The organism is Salinarimonas chemoclinalis, from assembly GCF_041514305.1.
In the GTDB taxonomy this organism is placed as follows: Bacteria; Pseudomonadota; Alphaproteobacteria; order Rhizobiales; family Beijerinckiaceae; genus Salinarimonas; species Salinarimonas chemoclinalis.
In genome coordinates this window covers 579,334-600,106 of the sequence record NZ_JBGMWH010000001.1, presented here as the reverse complement: position 1 = coordinate 600,106, position 20,773 = coordinate 579,334, and the positions used below count along the sequence as shown (strand labels likewise).

Sequence of the window (20,773 nt, the reverse complement as noted above, 5' to 3'; positions counted from 1 at the left end):
TGTCACCAGGAGTTCGACGCGCCATGCACACGAGAGCCACGCCCCGCCCCCCGTCCTGGGCCCGCATCCGCGTCGCCAAGCGCGCGGTCGACGACCGCGCCGCGGCCTATGCGCTGCTCGACGCGAGCCTCTTCGCGCACATCGGCTTCATCCACGAGGGGCGGCCGATGGTGGTGCCGATGGCGTTCGCGCGCGCGGGCGACACGCTCTATCTCCACGGCGCCTCCAAGACGCGGATCGTCACGCTCGGGGCGGGCGCGCAGCTGTGCCTCGAGGCGACGCGGGTCGACGGGCTCGTCGTCGCTCGCTCGGGCTTCGCGCATTCTGTCAACTACGCCACCTGCATCGTCCACGGGCGGGGCCGCGCCGTGGAGGGCGCGGAACTGGACCGGGCGCTCGACCTGATCACGGACCACCTCCTGCCCGGGCGCACCGGCGAGGTGCGCGCGATGACCGACCAGGAGCGCAAGGCGACGGGGGTGGTCGCGCTCGACGCGGAGCACGTGACGCTGAAGGTCCGCACCGGCCCGCCCAACGACCCGGAGTCCGATCGCGCCGGCGGCACCTGGGGCGGCGTGCTGCCGATCGTCACCATCTTCGGCGCGGGCGAGCCGGACGACCACACGCCCGAAGGCACGCCGGAGCCGGCTTCGCTCGCGGCGGCACGGGCGCGGTTCGCCACCGCCGAGGAGGTGGTGCTCTAGAGCGCCATCCGACCTGACAGGGTCAGGTCGGGCACTCTAGGTCTTTGTCTTGTCGCATCATTTTTCCTGCGACCGGTATCCACTCGCCGGGATGATGCTCTAGGCTCCCTCCCGCTTGCTCCCCGCGTGTGCGCGATGGTTCTGCCAGGGCCAGCGGCCCTCGATCTCGACCTCGAGCGCGAAGGACAGGAAGGTTCGGATGAGCACGATGCCGCCGAGCACGACGACGCTGTCGAGGGTGGGCTCGATGGCGACCGTGCGGATGATGTCGGCGGCGACGAGGAACTCGAGCCCGAGCAGGATCGAGCGCCCGAGCCCCGCGCGGTACTCGTCGTAGGGATCGCCTCCGCGCACGCCGGCGAGCTTCTTGTAGCAATAGGAGACCGTCACGACGGCGAGGCCCACGACGATGACGGCGATCCCCCCGTATTCGAGGCCGCGGATGATCCAGTCGAGGACGATGCCCGGCAGGTCCACGGCCTCCACCGTCGCGCCCGCGTCCTCCTGGCCGAGTTGCGCGCGCGCCGTCCCGACGGCGACCGCCGCCACGGCGATGCCGGCTACGGCGAGGCTCCCGATCGTGCTTCGTCTCATCCGCTCCCCCTTCGGCGTCGCGCCCGCGGGGAGTGATAGGACACGGACGCGCCCGCCGTCCAATGCGGGCGCGTCCGAACCCGATCCGCGCGTCGCGCGTCAGGCGCCCACGGCGCGGGCGCGCACGGCCAGCCGCGCGTCCACATGAGCCACGATCGCGTCGACGCAGGCCTCGATCGCCTGCTTGGAGGTGTCGACCACGAGTTCCGGGGCCTCCGGCGGCTCGTAGGGCGCGGAGATGCCCGTGAACTCGCCGATCTCGCCGGCGCGGGCGCGCTTGTAGAGACCCTTCGGGTCGCGCCCCTCGCAGGTGGCGAGGTCGGCGGCGACGTGGACCTCGTGGAAGGCCTCGCCGGCGGCGCTGCGCGCCCGGTCCCGGTCCGACCGGTAGGGCGAGATGAAGGCCGTGATCACGATCACCCCCGCCTCCGCGAACAGCGCGGCGACCTCGCCGACGCGCCGGATGTTCTCGGCCCGGTCGTCCGGCGAGAAGCCGAGGTCGGCGTTGAGCCCCTTGCGGACGTTGTCGCCGTCGAGGACGAAGGCCTGGTATCCCTTGGCGAAGAGCCGCTGCTCGACACGCATGGCGAGCGTCGACTTGCCGGCGCCCGAGAGCCCCGTCATCCAGATCACGCCGCCGCGGTGACCGTTGCGGAAGGCGCGGCCCTGGGCGGTCAGCAGGTGGTCGACCTCGTAGAGGTTGGTGCCCTTGACCCGCATGGCCTCGCGCTGGTCGGGATAGCCCTCCGTCGAGACGACGCCGCCGGCCACCGTGTCGAAGCCGTCGACGAGGACGAAGCGGCCGCCGGCGGGGTTGGCGCGATGATCGTCGAGGGAGAGCATCTCGCGGGTGCGCAGCACCACCTCGGCGACCTCGTTGTGGCCCACCGCGTCGGTCGGGGCGCGGCCGAGCGTCTGGGTGTCGATGGCGTTCTCGATCGCCTCGACCGTGACGTTCGCCTCGTCCGGGCCGACCTTCAGCTTGAGCGTGTCGCCGACGACGAGCGGGCGCTCGGCGAGCCAGAACAGCGTCGCGCGGAAGACGTTGGTGAGCTTGGGCGCGGACGCCTCGTGGCTCGCGACGTCGCCGCGCTCGGCGAAGATCTGCTCGTCGAGGGTGAAGCCGACGACCTCCCCGGCGCGGGCCTCGAGCTTGGCCACCGGTGCGTTCCAGCTCTCGATGGTGCGCACCCGCGCCCGGCGGTTCGAGGGCGAGAAGACGAGCTCGTCGCCGACGCGGAAGGAGCCGGCCTCGACGCGCCCGACGAGGATGCGGCGCTCGTCGAACTTGTAGACGTCCTGGATCGGCAGCCGCAGCGGCCGCTCGAGCGGCGGCGCCAGCGGCGCCAGCGCGTCGAGGGCGGCGACGAGGGTCGGGCCATCCCACCAGGGCATCGTCTCGGCGCGGCTCGCCAGGTTCTCGCCGGCGCGCGCGGCGACCGGCACGACGGCGTCGGGCGAGAGCCCGATCTCGGCGAGATAGGCCCGCACCTCCGCCTCCACCGCGCGGAAGCGCGCCTCGTCGTGGCCGACGAGGTCCATCTTGTTCACGGCGACGACCACCTGGCTGAGGCCGAGCAGACGCAGCAGGAAGGCGTGGCGCCGCGACTGCTCGCGCACCCCCTCGGCCACGTCGACGACGAGCACGGCGGCGTCGGCGGAGGCCGCGCCCGAGACCATGTTCTTGAGGAACTCGCGGTGCCCCGGCGCATCGATGATGACGTAGGGTCGCGCGTCCGACTCGAAGTTGATCTGCGTCGTATCGATGGTGATCGCCTGGTCGCGCTCCGCCTGGAAGGCGTCGAGCACGAAGGACCACTCGAGCGGCATGCCCCGGCGCTCGGCCATGGCGGTCAGCTCCTCGAGCTTGCCGTCCGGCAGGCTGCCGGTGTCGTGCAGGAGACGCCCGATCAGCGTGGACTTGCCGTGGTCGACGTGGCCGACGACCACGATCTTCATGGGGTTGAGACGTATCGTCATGACGTTCGCCCTCACATGTAGCCGCTGGAGCGCAGGCGCTCGAAGCTGTCCTCGGTCTCCTTGTCCATCGTGCGCCCGGCGCGCTCGGAGACCTTGGTGACCATGAGCTCCGCGATGATCTCGTCGATCGTCGCGGCGTCGGAGGCGACGGGGAAGGTGATGTTCTTCTCGCCGAGCGAGCGATAGCGCTCGCCGTCGCGCGCGAAGTAGAGCGGCACGACCGGGATGCCCTCCGCCTTCGTGTAGCGCCAGATGTCGATCTCGCTCCAATGCAGGAGCGGATGGATGCGCACGTGGACGCCGTCGGGGAAGTCGGTCTTGTACTGGTCCCAGAACTCGGGGGGCTGGTTGCGGAAGTCCCAGGCGCCGTCCAGCGCGCGCGGCGAGAACACGCGCTCCTTGGCACGCGTCGCCTGCTCGTCGCGGCGGATGCCGACCATGACGCCGCGGTACTTGTCGCGGGCGAGCGCGTTGCGCAGGCCGACGGTCTTGCGCGCCGCGGCGCGGGTCGCCGGCGGCAGCGTCTGGTCCATGTCCTCCTCCGGCGGGCAGTGCTCGACGCGCAGGTCGAGACCCCAGGCCGGGACGATCTCGTCGCGGAAGGCGTAGACCTCCGGCAGCTCCATGCCGGTGTCGAGCTGGATCAGCGGGAAGGGCACGCGCCCGAAGAAGGCCTTGCGGGCCATCCAGAGCAGGGCGTTCGAGTCCTTGCCGATCGACCAGAGCATGCCGAGCGGGGAGACCCGGGCGTAGGCTTCGCGCAGGATGTAGATCGTGCGCGCCTCGAGTTCGGCGAGATGGGCGGCGGTGTCGTCGTCGAAGGCGTCGGCGAGATTGGTGCGTTCCGGCGCGAGGGTCGCGGCCATGTCCTCGTCTCCTGTCGCTGTGGTGAGGGAGCGCGCCGGCGCGGTTGGAGCCGGCGCGCGGATGACGCGGGTCACTCGGCGGCGTCGAGCTTGCACCCGTCCGTCCCGGCATCGGGCGCGCCGGACGTCTCCTCGGCGGCGCCCTCCGTCGGCAGGACCACGGAGAGGATCGCCAGGACGACCGCCGTCGCGGCGATCGTGACGTAGATCCACACGAAGGTCCCGGTCACGTTGGCGACGACGCCGAAGACGTAGTTGCCGACCATGCCGCCGACCCCGAGCGTCACGTTGGCGACGCCGAAGATCACGGTCGCCTGCGCGCCCTTCGCCGTCTTCGCGACGTAGGCGGGGACGAGGCCGAAGATCGGGTAGAAGGCCACCGCGAACAGCACGCCCGCGCCGATCGCCAGCGTCTCGGTGGGCGCCACGACCAGGATGGCCGAGGCGGCGAAGACGCAGACGTAGGTGAACAGCAGGGCGAGGCGCACGCCCGTCTTGTCCGACATCCAGCCGACGACGAACCCGGCGAACATGCCGATGAAGCCGATCACGCCCCAGACCCAGGCGGCGAAGGCGACCGAGAAGCCGAGCTCCTCGCGCAGGTAGGGCGAGAGGTAGTTCTGGAAGGGCAGCGTCGAGAAGCCGTTGAGGAAGGTGATCGCCCAGATGATCAGCACCCACGGCACCATCACCGCGCCCATGCCGGCGAAGAACCCGCGCTCGCCCCCGGCCGGCGCCGGCTCGGGCGTGTGGCGGAAGAGGCCGAGCTTCCAGAAGGTGAGCGTGGCGATCGCGGTGACCACGAACGTGCCCGCGCCCACCGTGAACCACACCCCGCGCCAGTCCCCGCTCACGACGAAGATCGGCACGAGCAGGCTGTTGACGAAAACGCCGTAGCTCGTGCCGCTCGACACGAGGCCGAGCACCTTGCCGCGGTGCCGGTAGCCGATTGCGCGCGAGACGATCTCGACCATCGGCACGTACACCGAGGCCGCCGTGCCGCCGAGGATCGTCAGGAGGGCGGCGACGACGAGGATCGAGTCCGTCATCGGCAGAGCGACGAGGCAGGCCGCGCACAGCGCGACCGAGCCGATGACGACCTGCCCGCCGCCGATGCGCGGTGCCAGCCAGGCGCCGAGGATCGCGAAGGCGAGGAAGCCGAGCTGCCCGGCCGCCGTGATCATGCCGACCACCGTCATGTCGAAGCCGAGGTCGGCGCGCATGTCCGGGACGAGCTGCGAGAAGAGGTAGAAGCCGAACCCGTAGGTGGCGGCGACGAAGCTCGTCAGCAGCACGGTGATGAGCACGCCGGCGAGCGCGTTCGCGCCGCCGCCGGTGTCGGATGCATGACTGGTCATGGCGATGCCTTTCGCGTGTCCAGTGTGTGAGGGTGCGTGGGAAAGGCCCGCGCGCCGTCAGGGACGGCGGGCGACGTGGATCACGAAGTCGGTGGAGAAGACGTCGAAGACGGGCTTGAAGTCGCCGAAGGTCTCGACCTCGGCGAAGCCGGCGTCCTCGAGCAGCCCGCGCATCTCGTCCTTCAGAACCGGGTAGACCTCGAGCGTGTAGGTCTCGCGATCAGAGAAGTCGTAGCGGAAGCGGCAGAGGCTCTCGTCGACATGATCGACGCTCACCTTGGCCCCGGTGCCGCAGTAATAGTAGTTGCCGCTCGACTTGTAGCGATGCGCGCGAACGGCGTCGAAGTTGCGGTGGTCCAGCATCAGGAGCCCGCCCGGCGCGATGCGCCGCGAGAACTCGCCGAGCACGTGCCGGCGGTCCGCCTCCGCGAACAGGTGCGGGAACGAGCTGCCGAGGCACACGACCGCGTCGAAGGTGCCGTCGACCATCTCGCCGAGGCTGCGCCAGTCGGCGTGGACGGCGTCGAGCGCGTGCCCGCGCCGCGCCGCGTTGGCGCGGGCCTGCTCCAGCATCGCCGCGCTGCCGTCGACGGCGACGACCTCGAACCCCGCCTCGATCAGCGCGACCGAGTGGAAGCCCGTGCCGGCGGCGACGTCGAGGACGCGGCGGGCGCCGGCGGCGCGCAGCCGCTCGACGAAGAAGCCCGCCTCGGCGGCCTTGCGCCGGTCCCAGTCGATGAGGGCGTCCCACTTGTCGACGAAGCGCGGGACGTACTGCTCGGCGAAGTTCTCCGGCGCGGGGCGCGCGGGCGGCTCCGGCGACGCGAGGGTCGAGGTTTCTGCCAAAGAGGTGTCGGCCATGACGGCTCTCCTGTCGGCTGCGGTGAGGGGGCTGGGGCTCAGGCGTATTGCGCGGCGAAGGCGCGGTACTTCGAGCCGAGCTCCTCGGCCCAGCCGGGCGCGTCGGCGAGCGTCATGCGCCGGCACTCGTAGCCGAGCATCGACTTCATGATCGCCATCTCGGGCTCGGTGAACACGACGGTGCCGTCGGCCTCGATCGCCTCGATACCGTCGGCGCGCTGGCAATCCTCGTTGATGCGGATCGCCTCCTCGCGGGTCAGGCTCTCGTCGAGATCGAGCACCGCGCCGTCGCGATAGACCCGCACGGGATAGCCGCCGGGCAGGCCGGCGGGGCCCGGGGCGTGGGCGAGGATGCCGCTGTCGGTGGCCATCGCCTCGACGACGCGCACGGCCGAGGACGCCGTGAGCAGCTGCCCGGCGACGCCGCCGAGCCGCTTCAGGCGCCCGTCGAGCTGGGCGAAGACCGCGGCGTGGTCGAGCTCGCCGTTCAGCTTCTGGCCGCCCACGCGCGCGGTGAGGTGGTAGGCGCCGCGGCCCGCCTCGCCGAAGCGCGGCACGTAGTGGCTGAAGTAGTGCTGCGCGACGAGGCGCAGCTCGACGTCCGCGACGTCCTTGCCGGTGAGGTGCGCGACGCCGTAGCTCAGCGCGGGCACGATGTTGGCGACGTTGCCGATGCCGATCGTCGGCGCGAGGCCGACCTTGGCGAGCACCGGGCCAACGGCGTCGGGGAAGGCGGCGTTGACGACGCGCGTGTCGACGCCGGAGCGACGGACGGCCCGCATCAGCTTGTGGTTCAGGACGAGATGCATCGGCAGCCAGGGCCCGAACTGCGCCTCGTCGAGGGCCTCGAACACGGCCTTCGGCAGCGCCGTGATCACCCGCCAGGACTGCAGCGAGGCGCCCATGAAGACGATGTCCGGGCGCACCTCGGCGAGCGTCTCCGCGGTCGCGTCGACGTCGTCGAGGTCGACGCGCACCGCCTCGATCTCGGGCACGTGGCCGAGATTGTGCATCGTGAAGCGCACGAGGTTGGCGCGCCGGCGCGCGGTCTCGACATCGCGGGCGGCGACGACGAGGCGGTTCGTGTCCGGATCGCGGGCGAGCAGGGAGAGGACGTTGCAGGAGAGGTCCCCCATGCCGACGATCATGATGGTGGGCTTGTCGTCCTCGGTACGGATGCGGCGCATGGTTCGCCTCCTCGGGTGATGCGGGCGGGTGCGAGCGGATCGTCGTCAGCGCGGGTAGCAGCCGTTGTCGGCGCGCAGGACCGCGCCGGTCATCGAGCGCGCGTCGTCGGAGAGCGCGTAGGCGCAGATGCGCGCGACGTCCTCGGGGAGGATGTCGTAGTCGAGCATCTCCTGGCGCTTGTATTCCTTGTAGCGATACTCGGGGATGCGGTCGGCGATCGCCGTGTTCACGATCAGCCCCGGCGAGACGACGTTCACGCGGATCCACGGCGCGAAGTTCATCGCGTTCGACTTGGTGAGGCCGATGACCCCGGCCTTCACCGCGCCGTAGAGCGCGTCGGAGGACCCCACCTCCCCCGCGACCGAGGCGAGGTTGACGATCGCGCCGCGGCGCTTCTGCGGCAGGAGATGCCCGGCGAAGGCGCGCGAGAGCCACACGGGACCCTTCACGTTGACGGCGATGACGCGCTCGATCGTCTCGTCGTCGTACTCCCAGACCGGGCGCCCGAGGTACAGGCCGGCATTGTTGACGAGGCCGTCCACCTCGGGGAACTCGGCGAGGGTGCGCTCCATGAAGGCGTCGCAGTCCGCGCGCACGCCGACGTCGCAGGTCGAGACCGCGAGCGGGCGCCCGGCATGGGCCTCGCGCAGCTTGGCGAGCCCGGGCTCGTCGATGTCGCTCGCGATCACCGTCATGCCGCGATCGAGGAGCAGGCCCACGAGGGCGCGGCCGACGCCGGCGGCGGCCCCGGTGACGATGACGGTCGAGACGCTCATTCTGCGGCCTCCTTGATCGGGCTGACACGGTATTGGTCGAGGTGCTCGTAGAAGGGCCGGCAATAGGCGACGTAGTCGCGCAGATGCGGCAGGTCCTCGTACGTGTAGCGATACTTGCGCGTCGGCTTGCCGATGCCGCTCGAGCCGATCACGTCCGTGTGCCAGCCCTCCCAGGTCGACCATTCCGGACGAGAGCCCGCGTCCCAGCGCAGCGCTTCGGGCACGAGATCGATGCCGGTGCGGGCACAGAACAGGCCGATCGTCCCCTCCGGGTCGTCGGCGAGGTCGGCGGCGTTGATCACGAGCGGCGTCGCGCCGGTCAGGTCGCGCACGAAGTCGAACAGCCGCGCCTGCTGCTCGTAGCCGAGCGTGTCGCGGGTCACGTCGGGGTGGACGTTGGCGTGGGAGAGCACCGCCTCCTCCGGGTCGCGGATGAGGAAGGTGTTGACCTGGCCGAGCAGATAGTCCGGATCCCCGAGCAGGTGCTCTAGCGCGTGGTAGGGGAAGTCCTTGTGGAAGACGGGCGCCTCGCGGCGCGCGCGCTCCATCATGTCGCGCACGGCGGCGTAGGTGCGCGGGTGGTCCGGGTCCGGGTTCTGGTGGGGCAGCGTCGTGCGGCCCTCGTGGACGAAGTAGACGTAGCTGAAGGCCTCGTGGAAGACCTTGAAGTCGCCGCGCTCCATGAAGGAGCGCTCCAGCGCGGTGGACATCGAGCGAGGGTGGCCCCACAGGGCGATCGAGAGATGCATGGGACGGCTCCGTCGAGCGCGGGACGAAGGGTGGCTGCGCGGTCGGCGCGGCTCACTCGGCGGCGGTGGCGAAGGCGGGCTCGTGGCCGGGCTGCGCCTCCACGTCGGCGGCGTGCCGCGCGACGAAGTCCACGAGCCGGCGGGCGTTGCGCGCCACCTCCGCGTAGGTCGTGATGAAGGCGCCGTAGTTGGCGAAGTCCTCCGGCGGCATGCCGTCGGGGTCGTAGGCCTTGGCGAAGGAGGGCAGCCGCTCGAGCTTGCGCAGGATCGCCGCCGGGACCTCGCGGTCGATCGCGTGCGGGTCGAGCTCCCCGAGCTCCCCCTCGCGGCGCATCAGGTCGGCGATGAAGCCGGGCTTGCAGGTGTAGGCGATGGCCGCGCCCGCGGTCTCCTCGAGGTGCATGGAGAGCGCCCCGGTCTCGGGAGCGTCGGTCTCCAGCGAGGAGAGCAGCATCATCACGGGATGACCCTTCTCGACGATGGTGCGCTGGATGCGCTTGAGGATCGCGATCTCGGCGAAGCGCACCTCGCGGGCGTCCAGCGAGACGCCGCGCGCAGCCGCCTCGTCGAGGAGATCGCCCTGCGAGCCGAAGCGGCCGATCATGTGGGTGATCACCGCGCGCCAGCGCGTCAGGTCGACGCCCTGCCGGCGCGCCTCCGCGCGGCCCGCCTCGACGGCGCGGATGCAGGCGGCGAACTGCGGCACGCAGTAGGAGAGCGTGTTGTTCACCGAGATGCCGCGAGCGACGAGCCTGCGGATGGTCTCGTAGCCCTGGCGGGTGCCGGGCACCTTGACCATGAGGTTGGGCGCGATGCGGGCGAGCTGCAGGCCCTGCTCCAGCATGGCGTCGGCGTCGAAGATGCAGCGCGGGTCGAGCTGGCCGGAGACCCAGCCGTAGCGCCCGTTCGAGGCGCGCCAGAGCGGCAGCATCACCTGCGCGGCGCGGCGCAGCGCCTCCTGGTAGATGATCCAGTAGGTCTGGTGCACGTCCGGCCGCGCCTGGCGCAGGTGCGCCTCGCGCACCTCCGGCGCCCAGGTCTGCGGCGCGTCGATGATGCTCTTGGCGACGAGCGAGGGGTTCGTCGTCACGCCGCGCACGAGCGAGCCCGCCGGCTGCGCCGTGTCGAGGAAACGCCCGAGCTGAGCGCCCCAGCGGGCACGACCGGCGCCGTCGGGCGCCTCGGCGAGGACCCGCTCCTTGAAGGCGGGGAACACGAGCGGGGAGGAATCCCACCAGATCTCGGCATCCGGGGCGGCGGCTTGCAGCTTCTCGAGAACGGACGGCGCGGGCATTGAGGGCACTCCGGTTTCGGGCGTTTCAGACGGCGACCGCGAGGGGACGTGCGGCGGGCGGGACCGGCAGGACGGTGCCGTCCCGCCAGGCGGCGAGGAGATCCGGCAGCTGCGTCATGCAGGAGAAGGGCGAGGCGCCCGCGTCGGCGAGGAGGGGCGCCGTGTCGCCGGGGGCGTAGGCGAGCACGGTCATGCCGGCGGCGACGCCGGCCTGGACGCCGACGAGGCTGTCCTCGATCACGATGCAGTCGCGCGGCGAGAAGCCCATGTCGTCCGCCGCGTGCAGGAACAGGCCCGGATCGGGCTTCCAGTGCCCCACCTCGTAGGCGCTGTAGATGCGCCCCTCGAAGCGCGGCAGGAGCCCGGTGAGGCCGAGCGTCTGGCGGATCTTCTCGAGCGGCGCGCTCGACGCGGTGCAGAACGGGCCGGCGAGGCGGTCGAGCGCCTCCTCGACCCGGGGCACCGCCCGGAGCTCACGCTCGAACGCTTCCGCCGCGCGGCGACGGAAGGCGGGAACGAAGTGCTCGGCGAAGTCGCGGCCGGCGCGCGCCTCGAGCTCGGCCACCCACGAGGCGACCTTGCGGCCGCGCAGGAAGGCGAGCGCCTCCGCCGGCTCGAAGGCGAGGCCCAGGTCCGGCGCCATGGCGGCGAGGACGCGGGCGCTGACGATCTCGCTGTCCACGAGCACGCCGTCGCAATCGAAGATGACCAATCCATCCGCCATGGCACACGATCTCCCTGCGGGCCGGCGGCCTTTCGGCCGCGCCCTCTCCGGACGGCGATTCGATGCACGCGGGCGTCGGCGCGCGAGGGGGGGCCCGCCTCGCGCCGAGGCCTGGCCGATGCAGGGGACGGCGCGACCACACGCAACCGTGACTAAGCCCTGCATGGGCTGGTTGTGTACGTACTTTCATCGATGTCCTTTAACCTGTCAATCAGTTTTTAGGGGTTAATTATCCTCACTGTTGCATTTAGGCGGTTAAGATGGCAAAATGCCTTTGAAATCATCGACCTAACGAGGCGTCAGCGCATGACTGAGCGATCAGAAGTTGATCCGCGTTTCGAATCCGGGGCCCTCGTGCTGGACTTCGTGAACAGCACGACCGGGCGCAGCCGCGGGCGCAGCCGCTGGGAGGACTCGCTGACGGACGCGTTCGCGACCCTCGGCTGGCTCCGGCAGAGGGACGCCTTCGACGAGGTCCGCTTTCGCGCCCTGATGCGCATCGCGGCCTCCGACCAGGCGGCCTCCGACGCGTTCATGGAGGACGTGCGCCTGCTGCGTGGGGCGCTGGAGCGGATCTTCCACGCGGCGATCGTGGGAACCGTGCCGGAGGAGGCCGACCTCGCCCTCCTGGCGGCCCGCGGGCCGACGGCGCGGCCAGCACCCGCGCGGCTCGTCTGGGGTCCGCAGGGCCTCGCGCGCGCCGAGCCGGAGACGCGCGAGCTCGCGCTCGCCGACGCGCTCGCGCCGATCGTCGCCTCGGCGGAAGCGCTCCTCACCGCGGATCGGCTGATGCGCGTCAAGACCTGCGGCTCGTCGACCTGCGAGTGGCTGTTCCTCGACACGTCGAAGAACAATTCCCGCCGCTGGTGCCGCATGGACGTGTGCGGCAATCGCGAGAAGGGCCGGCGGCGCTTGCAGCGCGAGCGGGCCGCCTGACGCGGCGAGAGGACGCGGCGAGGCGTCGAGAGCGATTACGCGCAATTGCGCCGATGAGGCTTGCCGCCACCTCGTATTCCCTCCTATCGTGCCGACAGCTCGGCCGACGGCGGCACGCACCGCTGCGGCCTGCGCTCATGCGACCGGGTGAACCGCGCGTCCAGACGGGCGTGGGGGAACGCCCGGCGAGGGGGGGGACGCCGCGCTTGACGAGGTGCCCAGGTCCGGTTCGCCGTCACGCCCGTGGGACGTCTCGTCCCGCGGGGTGTGCGCGTGCGTCCGTTCCTCCGCGCACGGCCGAGCCACGATCGAAGACCCGCGGGACCGGGACTTCCGCAACCGGGACCGAAACGACAAGGAGAGGAACGCAATGAAGCCGTCTCATCTCGTCTGCACCGTCGCCGCGCTCGCGCTGACGGCCGGCGCCGCCGCGGCGCAGGACCGCTCGGGCTGGCCGTCCAGCTTCACCATGGGCACCGCCTCCCAGGGCGGCACCTTCTTCGTCTACGGCTCGGGCGTCGCCAACCTGATCTCGGAGGAGCTCGGCGTGTCCGGCGCGGCCGAGGTCACCGGCGGCCCGATGCAGAACATGGCCCTCGTCCACACCGGCGAGGCCGCCTTCGGCCTCACCACGCTCGGCCCGGCCCGCGAGTCGCTCGAGGGCACGAATCCGATCGCGCCCGGGCTGGCGATGGACAACGCCTGCGCCATGTTCCCGATGTACGAAACTCCGTTCTCGATCACGGCGCTCTCCTCCTCGGGCATCGAGGCGATCTCGGACATCCCGGACGGCGCGCGCATCGGCTTCGGCCCCGCGGGCTCGTCCTCCGACACCTACTTCCCGGCGATGCTCGAGGCGCTCGGCGTGAACTTCGAGCGCCGCAACGGCGGCTGGGACGACCTCGGCGGCCAGCTCCAGGACGGGCTCCTCGACGTCATCGCCTTCGCGGCCGGTATCCCGATCCCGGCGGTGAGCCAGCTCGAGGTGCAGACCAGCGTCAACATCGTCGGCTTCACCGAGGAGGAGCAGCAGACGATCGTCGACGCGTTCCCGGTCGCCGCGTTCGACATCCCGGCCGACACCTACACCACGCTCCAGGAGCCCGCCCGCGCGGTGTCGATGTGGAACTTCGCGATCGCCAATTGCGACCTGCCGGAGGACTTCGTCTACGCGGCGACCGAGGTCGTGATGTCGGACAACGCCCGCATGGTGAACATCCACCGCTCGGCCGAGACCACCACGGTCGAGAACTGGGACAAGAACAACGTCCTGCCGTGGCATCCGGGCGCGGCGCGCTGGTTCAACGAGAACGGCGCCTCGATCCCCGACGACATGATCCACGGCGGCTGATCGTCCGCACGGGGACCGGACACCGCCGCCCGCGCGCCCCGCGCGCGGGCGGCTCCTGAAGAGCGAGCACCACGAACGAGGCGAACGCGCGCGTGAGGCCCCGGGCCCGGCGCCGGATCGGGGACGCGCCATGGTGGACGAGAAGAAGGCCGACGACACCCTCATCCTGGCCGAGGGCGTCGACGAGGAGCCGATCGAGAGCAACCTCCGCCTGTTCGGGCCACGGCTCTACCTCGTCGTCGCCGCGCTCGCGGCGATCTACGCGGGCTTCCACATCGCGGCGCTCAACGGCCTGTCGATCGTGCGCTGGACCGGGATTTCCATCCCCTTCCTGCCGCGGCTGCCGATGGAGACGTGGAACTTCCGCATCGTCCACGTGGCAGGCGCGCTCGGGCTCGGCTTCGTGATGTTCGCCGGCGCCGCCTTCGCCGGCGGCGACCGCCGCGAGACGCGCGGCCTCGAAGCGGTCGGCTGGGTCCTGATGATCCCCGCCCTGTTCGCGCTGGGCGTGGCCCTCTGGTTCGCCACGCTGATCTCCGGCGGCGTGATGTGGAACGGAATCGACGCCACGATCCGGTTCCGCGAGACCTGGCTCTTCGGTGCGCCGCTCCTGTTCGCCACCGTCGGCGCGATCGTGCTCTCCTGGATCCACCGTCGCGACCGGTCGCGCACGGCCGCCCCCGACCTCGTGCTCGCCGTGTGCGGCTTCGCGGTCGCGGCCTACCTGATCACGATCTACGGCACCCTGATGCGCAACTCGACCGGCACGCCCTTCGCGCCGATCGGGATGTCGCTCGCCGCCGTGGCGGGCACGCTGCTCATCCTCGAGCTGACGCGGCGCGTCGCGGGCATGGCGCTCGTCGTGATCGCCTTCGTCTTCCTCGCCTACGTCTTCGTCGCGCCCTGGATGCCCGGCTTCCTGGAAGCGCCGCGGGTGACGTGGCAGCGCTTCTTCAGCCAGATCTACACCGACGTCGGCATCCTCGGGCCGACGACGGCGGTGTCCTCGACCTACATCATCCTGTTCATCATCTTCGCGGCCTTCCTGCAGGCCTCGAGGGTGGGCGACTACTTCGTCAACTTCGCCTTCGCGCTCGCGGGGCGCTCCCGCGGCGGGCCGGCCAAGGTCGCGGTGTTCGCGTCGGGCCTGATGGGCATGATCAACGGCACGTCGGCCGGCAACGTCGTCGCCACGGGCTCGCTGACGATCCCCCTGATGAAGAAGGTCGGCTACCACAAGAAGACCGCCGGCGCGATCGAAGCCGCCGCCTCCACCGGCGGGCAGATCATGCCGCCGATCATGGGCGCCGGCGCTTTCATCATGGCGGAGGTGACGGGCATCCCCTACACGGAGATCGCCTTCGCCGCGATCATTCCCGCGGTGCTCTACTTCGCCTCGATCTACTTCATGGTGGACTTCGAGGCGGCGAAGCTCGGCATGCGCGGCATGCGCGACGACGAGTTGCCGCAGCTCGCCGTCATGCTCAGGCGGGTGTTCCTGTTCATCCCGATCGTCATCCTGATCGCGGCCCTGTTCATGGGCTACTCGGTCATCCGGGCCGGCACGCTCGCGACCGCCGCGGCGGCGATGGTGAGCTGGCTCACGCCCTACCGGATGGGCATCCGCTCGATCGTCAAGGCGCTCGAGCTCGCCGGCATCATGTCGATCCAGATCATCGTGGTGTGCGCCTGCGCCGGCATCATCGTCGGCGTGATCTCCCTCACGGGCGTGGGCGCGCGCTTCTCCTCGCTGCTCCTCGGGCTCGCCGCCACCTCCCAGCTGCTCGCCATGGTCTTCGCGATGTTCATCGCGATCCTGCTCGGCATGGGCATGCCGACGACCGCCGCCTACGCGGTCGCGGCCTCGGTCGTCGCGCCGGGCCTCGTCCAGCTGGGCGTACCGCTCCTGACCGCCCACTTCTTCGTGTTCTACTTCGCCGTGGTCTCGGCGATCACGCCGCCGGTGGCGCTCGCCTCCTACGCGGCGGCGGGCATCTCCGGCGCGAACGCGATGGAGACCTCGGTCGCCTCCTTCAAGATCGGCATCGCCGCCTTCATCGTGCCGTTCATGTTCTTCTACAACAGCGCGCTCCTGATGGACGGCGGCACGATCGAGATCCTTCGCGCGCTCGCCACCGCGCTCGTGGGCGTCTTCCTGCTCTCGGCGGCGGTGCAGGGCTGGTTCCTGGGCGCGCGCCCGCCCTGGTACATGCGGGTGCTGCTCGCGGTCGCGGCTCTGTTCATGATCGAGGGCGGGCTCGCCACGGACGCGATCGGGGTCGGGCTGGCGGCGGCGATCTTCGCCGTCCAGAAGCTCCTGCGCCCCCGCGCCGACGGCCCCGCGACGGTGCCCGTGCGCGGGGCGGATTGAGCCGACGACCCTCGGGCTTCGCGCATCGGAGGAGAGAGGGCGATGCCCCCTCCCCTCACCCGCCGATGTTGAACGCCGCGAGCGCGGCCATGTTGACGATGTCGGCGTCGGTGGAGCCCAGCGTGACGATCTGCACCGGCTTGTCGAGGCCCACGATCAGCGGGCCGAGCACGGTGTTGCCGCCGAGCTCCTGGAGCATCTTCGTCGAGATGGCCGCGGAGTGGAAGGCTGGCATCACCAGTACGTTGGCCGGCGCCTTGAGGCGCGAGAACGGGTAGGCGGAGAGCAGGTTGGCGTTGAGCGCGACGTCCGCGCCCATCTCGCCGTCGAATTCGAAGTCGACGCGTTTCTTCTCGAGCAGTTCCACCGCCTCCTGCACGCGCTCCGCGCGCTCGGCGCGGGGCTGGCCGAAGGTGGAGAAGGAGAGCAGCGCCACCCGCGGCTCGTAGCCCAGCCGCCGGGCGACGCCCGCGGCCTCCACCGCGATCTCGGCGAGTTCGTCGGCGGACGGCATCTCGTGGATCGCGGTGTCCGCCACGAGCACCGCGCGGCCGCGCGCGAGGCACAGCGACACGCCGATGACACGGTGGCCGGGCTTGGGATCGATGACGCGCCGGATCTCCTCCATGGCGGTGGAGTAGTTGCGCGTCACGCCGGTGACGAGCGCGTCCGCGTCGCCGAGCGCCACCATGGCGGCGCCGAAATGGTTGCGGTCCTGGTTGATCAGGCGCTGGCAGTCGCGGAACAGGAAGCCCTTGCGCTGCAGCCGGTCGTAGAGAAACTGCGCGTAGGCCGTGTTGCGCTTCGACAGGCGCGCGTTCATGATCTGGATGTGCTCGCGCCCCTCGAGCTCGATGCCGGCGAAGGTCGCGGTCTCGTAGATCCGGTCCTCGCGCCCCACCAGGATCGCGGTGCCGAGCCCCTGGTTGGCGAAGGACAGCGCCGCGCGGATCACCTGCTCCTCCTCGCCCTCGGCGAAGACGACGCGCTTGGGGAACTTGCGCACCCGCTCGAACACGCGGTTGAGCGTACCCGCGACCGGGTCGCGCCGTGCGGAGAGCTGCGCGCGGTAGGCGCGCTTGTCGACGATGGGCCGGCGGGCGACGCCCGTGTCCATCGCCGCCTGCGCCACCGCCGGCGGCACCGTGGAGATCAACCGCGGATCGAAGGGCACGGGGATGATGTATTCCCGCCCGAAGCGCGGGCGCGAGCCCTGGTAGGCGGCGGCGACCTCGTCGGGAACGTCCTCCCGCGCCAGCGCGGCGAGCGCCTCGGCTGCGGCGATCTTCATCTCCATGTTGATGGTCGTCGCCTGCACGTCGAGCGCGCCGCGGAAGATGTAGGGAAAGCCCAGGACGTTGTTGACCTGGTTGGGGTAGTCGGAGCGGCCCGTGGCGACGATGGCGTCGTCGCGGATGGCCGCGACCTCCTCCGGCGTGATCTCCGGGTCCGGGTTCGCCATGGCGAAGATGATCGGCTGGGGCGCCATGGAGGCGATCATGTCCGCCGTGAAGGCCCCCTTCACGGAGAGCCCGAACACCGCGTCCGCGCCCTGCAGCGCGTCGGCGAGCGATCGCGCGTCGGTGGCGGCCGCGTGGGCCGACTTCCACTGGTTCATGCCGCTCTCGCGGCCGCGCCAGATCACGCCCTTGGTGTCGCAGAGCACCACGTTGTTCGGCGCGAACCCCATGGCCTTGAGGAGCTCGACGCAGGCGATGCCCGCCGCCCCCGCGCCGTTGACGACGAGCTTCGTCTCCTTGATGTCGCGCCCGGTGAGGTGGAGCGCGTTGATCAGCCCCGCGGCGGCGATGATCGCGGTGCCGTGCTGGTCGTCGTGGAAGACGGGGATGTCCATCAATTCGCGCAGGCGCTCCTCGATGATGAAGCACTCCGGCGCCTTGATGTCCTCGAGGTTGATCCCGCCGAAGGACGGGCCGAGGTAGCGCACGCTGTTCACGAAGGCGTCCGCATCCTCGGTGTCGACCTCGAGATCGATCGAATCGACGTCGGCGAAGCGCTTGAACAGCACCGCCTTGCCCTCCATCACGGGCTTGGAGGCGAGCGCGCCGAGGTTGCCGAGCCCGAGGATGGCGGTGCCGTTCGAGATCACCGCCACCATGTTGCCCCGCGCCGTGAGGTCGAACGCGCGGCTCGGATCCTCGTGGATCGCCTTCACCGGCACGGCCACGCCCGGCGAGTAGGCGAGCGAGAGATCCCGCTGGGTCGCCATGGGCTTGGTCGGCACGACCTCGAGCTTGCCCGGCCGCCCCTGGCTGTGGAACGCGAGCGCCTCCTGGTCCGTGAAGGTGGGGCGCGGGCGGCGAGGCGGGGTGGTCATGGCGATGGCGGCTTTTGCTCGGGTTCGACGGGGAGCGGGACCTTACGCGGGGGGGCGGTGGGGGGCAAGGTAGGCCTTCGGTGGAGCCGGGGAGGCCACCGCCCGGGCTCGACGCCGCCACGCACGCGAAGAGCCGGGCGGCGCGTGCGCCGTCCGGCTCTCCTGGTCCATCGGGGCCACGGCACGCGCCCGCCCATCGGGCGCGTGCGTGCGTCCGTCACTGACGCGGCTGGGCGGCCGGGTCGGCGGGGGCGTCCGTCGCGCCGGGCGCGGGCATCGGCCGCGCGCCGGGCGTGCCGAGCGCCGGCTCACCGGTGGCGGGCATCGAGCCGGTGGCCTCTGTCTCGGTGCGCCACTCGTCGAGCGTGGCGAACTCCGGGGCGGCCTCGAGCTGATCGCGGGTGAAGTCGACCACGATGTGCTCGATGTCGCCGCCGCCGGTCATGGCGAGGCCGGAGCCGCTGTCGCCGGTCATGCGACGGGCGTCGCCGTCCGTCCCCATGGTCGTCGCCGCCATGTCGGTACGCTCGGCCTGCGTCGCGGTGCCCGGCGCCGGCTGCGTGGCTGCCATTCCGCCCTGCGGAACGACGGCGGTGTCCGCGTCCATGCGGCCCGCGGCGTCGGCCCGCATGTCGGCCTCGAAGCGGACCTGGACCGAGTCGAGCGGGATCGCGACCTGCTTCTGGCCGATGCCGAGGAAGCCGCCGACACCCACGACGATGCCGCGGATGCGGCCGTCGGCGTCGATCACCACGTCCTCGACGCTGCCCAGCGACTCGTCGGCCATCGTGATGACGCTGGCGTTCATCAGTTCGGAACCCATGAGCTGGTTCTCGCCCTGGCGGGCGATGAAGCCGCCCTCGAGCTCGAGCTCCGAGGCACCGGCGGTCTGCATGGCGGCGCCGTTCGGCGCGGGCTGCAGGCCGTCGAGGGGCTGCGCGGTCGTGGGGGCGGCCTGGCCCTCGGTGGTCCGGCCATCGGTCGTCTGGGCGGCGAGAGGAGCGGCCGCGAGGAGCGCGCCGAGCGCGCAGGCGGTAGCCAAGTGCTTAGAGAACATGTAGCGTCTCCTGTGGGGATGCTCCACGATGTGGAAGCTCGCACGGGCAACATCTTCGAACCGCCGCGGTTTCCGTGATGGTCCGTGCGCACTTGCGCATATGAACAGACCGGATTGCGCGGGAACCTTCCGGCGCCCTCAGAACGGCCCGACCGGAAAGAAGCGCAGGTAGATCTCGGCGTACGTTCCCTTCGCCCACAGCCGCGCCAGCGCCGCGTCGAAGGCCTCCGCCAGGCGCGCGTCGCCGGGCCGGAAGACGAAGCCGATCCCCTCGCCGAAGAACCGGCTGTCGAGAAACGGTCCCGAGACGAGCGTGCAGCAGCCCTCCGACGCCCGCCCGCCGACCCACAGCGCGAGCGCGAGCCCGTCGGCGAAGAGGAGATCCGTCTCGCCCGTGCGCAGCGCGTCCTGCGCGTCCGCGAGCGTCTCGGCCGCCACCCGCGTTGCGCCGGGCCAGAAGGTCGAGACGTAGGCCTCGTGCGCGGTGCCGGCGACCACGCCGACCCGCGCCGCTTCCACCGTCACCACGTCGAAGGTCGCCGCCGCCGAAATCGGCGCGGCGAGCCGGGCCGGAAAGCGGAAGAAGGGGGCCGTCACCGCATGCCCCGCGCGCAGGTCCGCCGTCACGCGCAGCGCGGCGGCGACCGCGTCCCCCTCCCCCGCCCCCAGCGCCGGCAGGAGCGTCTCGAACGGGCGGGACTGGATGGTGCACGCGACCCCCGCCTCGACGCAGGCGGCCCGGGCGATCTCCACCACGAAGCCGGTGGGCACCCCGTCCGCGCCGAGGAAGTGCAGCGGCGGGAAGTCCGGGCTCGTGAGGAAGCGGATCGTGCGCCCGGCGGGCAGCTCCACCGGCTCGCGGGAAGCGCGCGGGTCCCAGAAGTTGGGGATCGACGGCTCGGGGAGCGTGCTCGCGGGGGCTTGCGCCGGCGCGGGGGAGGCGAGGAGGAGGGTCGCCAGGAGAGGGGCGAGGCGGGCGAGGACGCGGCCGACGAGACGAGGCAAGGCTCTGGGCCCTCCGGTGAAGCGCGTACGAGCTAATGCGGGGGTGCCCGCGCCGTCAACGGGCCTTCGCCGAGGGCTCCGCGGCGCGGGCATCAGCGGCGCTCTCGGTGGCGTGCAGCGCGGCGATGCGCTCCTCCAGCTTCGCGACGAACTCGGGCAAGCTCATGTGCAGCGCCGTGCAGATCATCCGTAGCTCGACGACGTCGATTCGCCGCTCGCCCCGCTCGATCTTGCTGATCTCCGGCTGCTTGAACGGCAGCGTTGCTGCGACATCCGCCTGATGGAGCCGCAAGCTCTTGCGCCGCTCGACGAGAAGTCGAAGCATCGCCGCGTATTCCGCCGTATGGGTGCTCTTCTGGACCATTTCGGCGGCATTGTGAATGCGATTCTCGCATAAGCGAAATCCTTATATACGATATTGCAATTCATTGTCTCCGGCCGATCGGATCGTCGGATTGCCCGGTGGCGACCTATACACCGGCGCGAATCACCCTCCCCCCGCACGCTCAGAGGCGTAGCATTACGTCGCCTGTTTCTCATAATCGCACCACAACCGAAGAAGGCTGGGGCGACGATCATGCATGGAATGGGGAGCGCGACGCCCGGCGGCGCCGTGGACGG

General features: G+C 71.0%; 18 protein-coding genes. 4 read left to right on the top strand and 14 right to left on the bottom strand.

Annotation, left to right across the window (positions count from 1 at the left end):
• The first annotated feature begins 23 nt into the window (after positions 1-23).
• Positions 24-704, top strand: coding sequence for a pyridoxamine 5'-phosphate oxidase family protein (locus AB9M23_RS02725; RefSeq protein WP_372422251.1), 681 nt, complete (start codon positions 24-26; stop codon positions 702-704).
• Between the two features lie 99 nt (positions 705-803).
• Here the strand turns inward: AB9M23_RS02725 and AB9M23_RS02720 are convergent, their stop codons facing one another.
• The 10 genes from AB9M23_RS02720 to AB9M23_RS02675 all read right to left on the bottom strand — a co-directional run bounded on the left by AB9M23_RS02720 (position 804) and on the right by AB9M23_RS02675 (position 11,094).
• Positions 804-1,298: a DUF1622 domain-containing protein gene (locus AB9M23_RS02720; RefSeq protein ID WP_372422249.1), complete on the bottom strand. Its 495-nt coding sequence runs from the start codon at positions 1,296-1,298 to the stop codon at positions 804-806.
• 99 nt (positions 1,299-1,397) lie between these two features.
• Positions 1,398-3,278, bottom strand: a complete 1,881-nt coding sequence (cysC, locus tag AB9M23_RS02715) for an adenylyl-sulfate kinase (protein WP_372422247.1) — start codon at positions 3,276-3,278, stop codon at positions 1,398-1,400.
• A gap of 11 nt (positions 3,279-3,289) precedes the next feature.
• Positions 3,290-4,144: a sulfate adenylyltransferase subunit CysD gene (gene cysD, locus AB9M23_RS02710; RefSeq protein WP_372422245.1), complete on the bottom strand. Its 855-nt coding sequence runs from the start codon at positions 4,142-4,144 to the stop codon at positions 3,290-3,292.
• A gap of 71 nt (positions 4,145-4,215) precedes the next feature.
• Positions 4,216-5,502, bottom strand: coding sequence for an MFS transporter (locus AB9M23_RS02705; RefSeq protein ID WP_372422244.1), 1,287 nt, complete (start codon positions 5,500-5,502; stop codon positions 4,216-4,218).
• Between the two features lie 57 nt (positions 5,503-5,559).
• Positions 5,560-6,363: a class I SAM-dependent methyltransferase gene (locus AB9M23_RS02700; RefSeq protein WP_372422243.1), complete on the bottom strand. Its 804-nt coding sequence runs from the start codon at positions 6,361-6,363 to the stop codon at positions 5,560-5,562.
• Between the two features lie 38 nt (positions 6,364-6,401).
• A complete protein-coding gene (locus AB9M23_RS02695) occupies positions 6,402-7,550 on the bottom strand; it encodes a hypothetical protein (RefSeq protein ID WP_372422242.1) in 1,149 nt (382 codons plus the stop codon).
• 45 nt (positions 7,551-7,595) lie between these two features.
• Positions 7,596-8,327, bottom strand: a complete 732-nt coding sequence (locus AB9M23_RS02690; RefSeq protein WP_372422240.1) for an SDR family NAD(P)-dependent oxidoreductase — start codon at positions 8,325-8,327, stop codon at positions 7,596-7,598.
• On the bottom strand, positions 8,324-9,076 hold the full coding sequence (locus tag AB9M23_RS02685; protein ID WP_372422239.1) for a sulfotransferase-like domain-containing protein: 753 nt from the start codon (positions 9,074-9,076) through the stop codon (positions 8,324-8,326). Before AB9M23_RS02685 ends, AB9M23_RS02690 begins: the two co-directional genes overlap by 4 nt.
• Before the next feature lie 52 nt (positions 9,077-9,128).
• The gene (locus AB9M23_RS02680) at positions 9,129-10,370 is read right to left on the bottom strand and encodes a transaldolase family protein (protein ID WP_372422237.1); all 1,242 of its coding nucleotides are present in this window, start codon (positions 10,368-10,370) and stop codon (positions 9,129-9,131) included.
• A 25-nt stretch (positions 10,371-10,395) separates the two neighbouring features.
• Positions 10,396-11,094 (bottom strand): HAD family hydrolase, encoded by a 699-nt coding sequence (locus tag AB9M23_RS02675; RefSeq protein WP_372422235.1) that lies wholly within the window; start codon positions 11,092-11,094, stop codon positions 10,396-10,398.
• A 306-nt stretch (positions 11,095-11,400) separates the two neighbouring features.
• Here AB9M23_RS02675 and AB9M23_RS02670 point away from each other — a divergent pair, with 306 nt between their 5' ends.
• The 3 genes from AB9M23_RS02670 (at position 11,401) to AB9M23_RS02660 (ending at position 15,752) form a co-directional block, all read left to right on the top strand.
• Positions 11,401-12,030: a CGNR zinc finger domain-containing protein gene (locus AB9M23_RS02670; protein WP_372422233.1), complete on the top strand. Its 630-nt coding sequence runs from the start codon at positions 11,401-11,403 to the stop codon at positions 12,028-12,030.
• A 370-nt stretch (positions 12,031-12,400) separates the two neighbouring features.
• Positions 12,401-13,381, top strand: coding sequence for a TAXI family TRAP transporter solute-binding subunit (locus tag AB9M23_RS02665; RefSeq protein WP_372422231.1), 981 nt, complete (start codon positions 12,401-12,403; stop codon positions 13,379-13,381).
• A 130-nt stretch (positions 13,382-13,511) separates the two neighbouring features.
• Complete coding sequence (locus AB9M23_RS02660; protein ID WP_372422230.1) at positions 13,512-15,752, top strand: TRAP transporter permease; 2,241 nt, start codon at positions 13,512-13,514, stop codon at positions 15,750-15,752.
• A 55-nt stretch (positions 15,753-15,807) separates the two neighbouring features.
• Here the strand turns inward: AB9M23_RS02660 and AB9M23_RS02655 are convergent, their stop codons facing one another.
• From AB9M23_RS02655 to AB9M23_RS02640, 4 genes are all read right to left on the bottom strand, one after another.
• Positions 15,808-18,090, bottom strand: a complete 2,283-nt coding sequence (locus AB9M23_RS02655; RefSeq protein ID WP_372422229.1) for an NADP-dependent malic enzyme — start codon at positions 18,088-18,090, stop codon at positions 15,808-15,810.
• A gap of 217 nt (positions 18,091-18,307) precedes the next feature.
• A complete protein-coding gene (locus tag AB9M23_RS02650; RefSeq protein WP_372422228.1) occupies positions 18,308-19,147 on the bottom strand; it encodes a PRC-barrel domain-containing protein in 840 nt (279 codons plus the stop codon).
• 138 nt (positions 19,148-19,285) lie between these two features.
• Positions 19,286-20,152: a transporter substrate-binding domain-containing protein gene (locus tag AB9M23_RS02645; protein ID WP_372422226.1), complete on the bottom strand. Its 867-nt coding sequence runs from the start codon at positions 20,150-20,152 to the stop codon at positions 19,286-19,288.
• Positions 20,153-20,207: 55 nt separating this feature from the next.
• A complete protein-coding gene (locus tag AB9M23_RS02640) occupies positions 20,208-20,516 on the bottom strand; it encodes a helix-turn-helix domain-containing protein (protein ID WP_372422225.1) in 309 nt (102 codons plus the stop codon).
• Positions 20,517-20,773 lie beyond the last annotated feature (257 nt).

Coding starts and splice junctions, on each gene's coding strand:
- AB9M23_RS02725 (WP_372422251.1), top strand. CDS start 24: ATGCACACGAGAGCCACGCCCCGCCCCCCGTCCTGGGCCCGCATCCGC.
- AB9M23_RS02720 (WP_372422249.1), bottom strand. CDS start 1,298: ATGAGACGAAGCACGATCGGGAGCCTCGCCGTAGCCGGCATCGCCGTG.
- cysC (WP_372422247.1), bottom strand. CDS start 3,278: ATGACGATACGTCTCAACCCCATGAAGATCGTGGTCGTCGGCCACGTC.
- cysD (WP_372422245.1), bottom strand. CDS start 4,144: ATGGCCGCGACCCTCGCGCCGGAACGCACCAATCTCGCCGACGCCTTC.
- AB9M23_RS02705 (WP_372422244.1), bottom strand. CDS start 5,502: ATGACCAGTCATGCATCCGACACCGGCGGCGGCGCGAACGCGCTCGCC.
- AB9M23_RS02700 (WP_372422243.1), bottom strand. CDS start 6,363: ATGGCCGACACCTCTTTGGCAGAAACCTCGACCCTCGCGTCGCCGGAG.
- AB9M23_RS02695 (WP_372422242.1), bottom strand. CDS start 7,550: ATGCGCCGCATCCGTACCGAGGACGACAAGCCCACCATCATGATCGTC.
- AB9M23_RS02690 (WP_372422240.1), bottom strand. CDS start 8,327: ATGAGCGTCTCGACCGTCATCGTCACCGGGGCCGCCGCCGGCGTCGGC.
- AB9M23_RS02685 (WP_372422239.1), bottom strand. CDS start 9,076: ATGCATCTCTCGATCGCCCTGTGGGGCCACCCTCGCTCGATGTCCACC.
- AB9M23_RS02680 (WP_372422237.1), bottom strand. CDS start 10,370: ATGCCCGCGCCGTCCGTTCTCGAGAAGCTGCAAGCCGCCGCCCCGGAT.
- AB9M23_RS02675 (WP_372422235.1), bottom strand. CDS start 11,094: ATGGCGGATGGATTGGTCATCTTCGATTGCGACGGCGTGCTCGTGGAC.
- AB9M23_RS02670 (WP_372422233.1), top strand. CDS start 11,401: ATGACTGAGCGATCAGAAGTTGATCCGCGTTTCGAATCCGGGGCCCTC.
- AB9M23_RS02665 (WP_372422231.1), top strand. CDS start 12,401: ATGAAGCCGTCTCATCTCGTCTGCACCGTCGCCGCGCTCGCGCTGACG.
- AB9M23_RS02660 (WP_372422230.1), top strand. CDS start 13,512: ATGGTGGACGAGAAGAAGGCCGACGACACCCTCATCCTGGCCGAGGGC.
- AB9M23_RS02655 (WP_372422229.1), bottom strand. CDS start 18,090: ATGACCACCCCGCCTCGCCGCCCGCGCCCCACCTTCACGGACCAGGAG.
- AB9M23_RS02650 (WP_372422228.1), bottom strand. CDS start 19,147: ATGTTCTCTAAGCACTTGGCTACCGCCTGCGCGCTCGGCGCGCTCCTC.
- AB9M23_RS02640 (WP_372422225.1), bottom strand. CDS start 20,516: ATGGTCCAGAAGAGCACCCATACGGCGGAATACGCGGCGATGCTTCGA.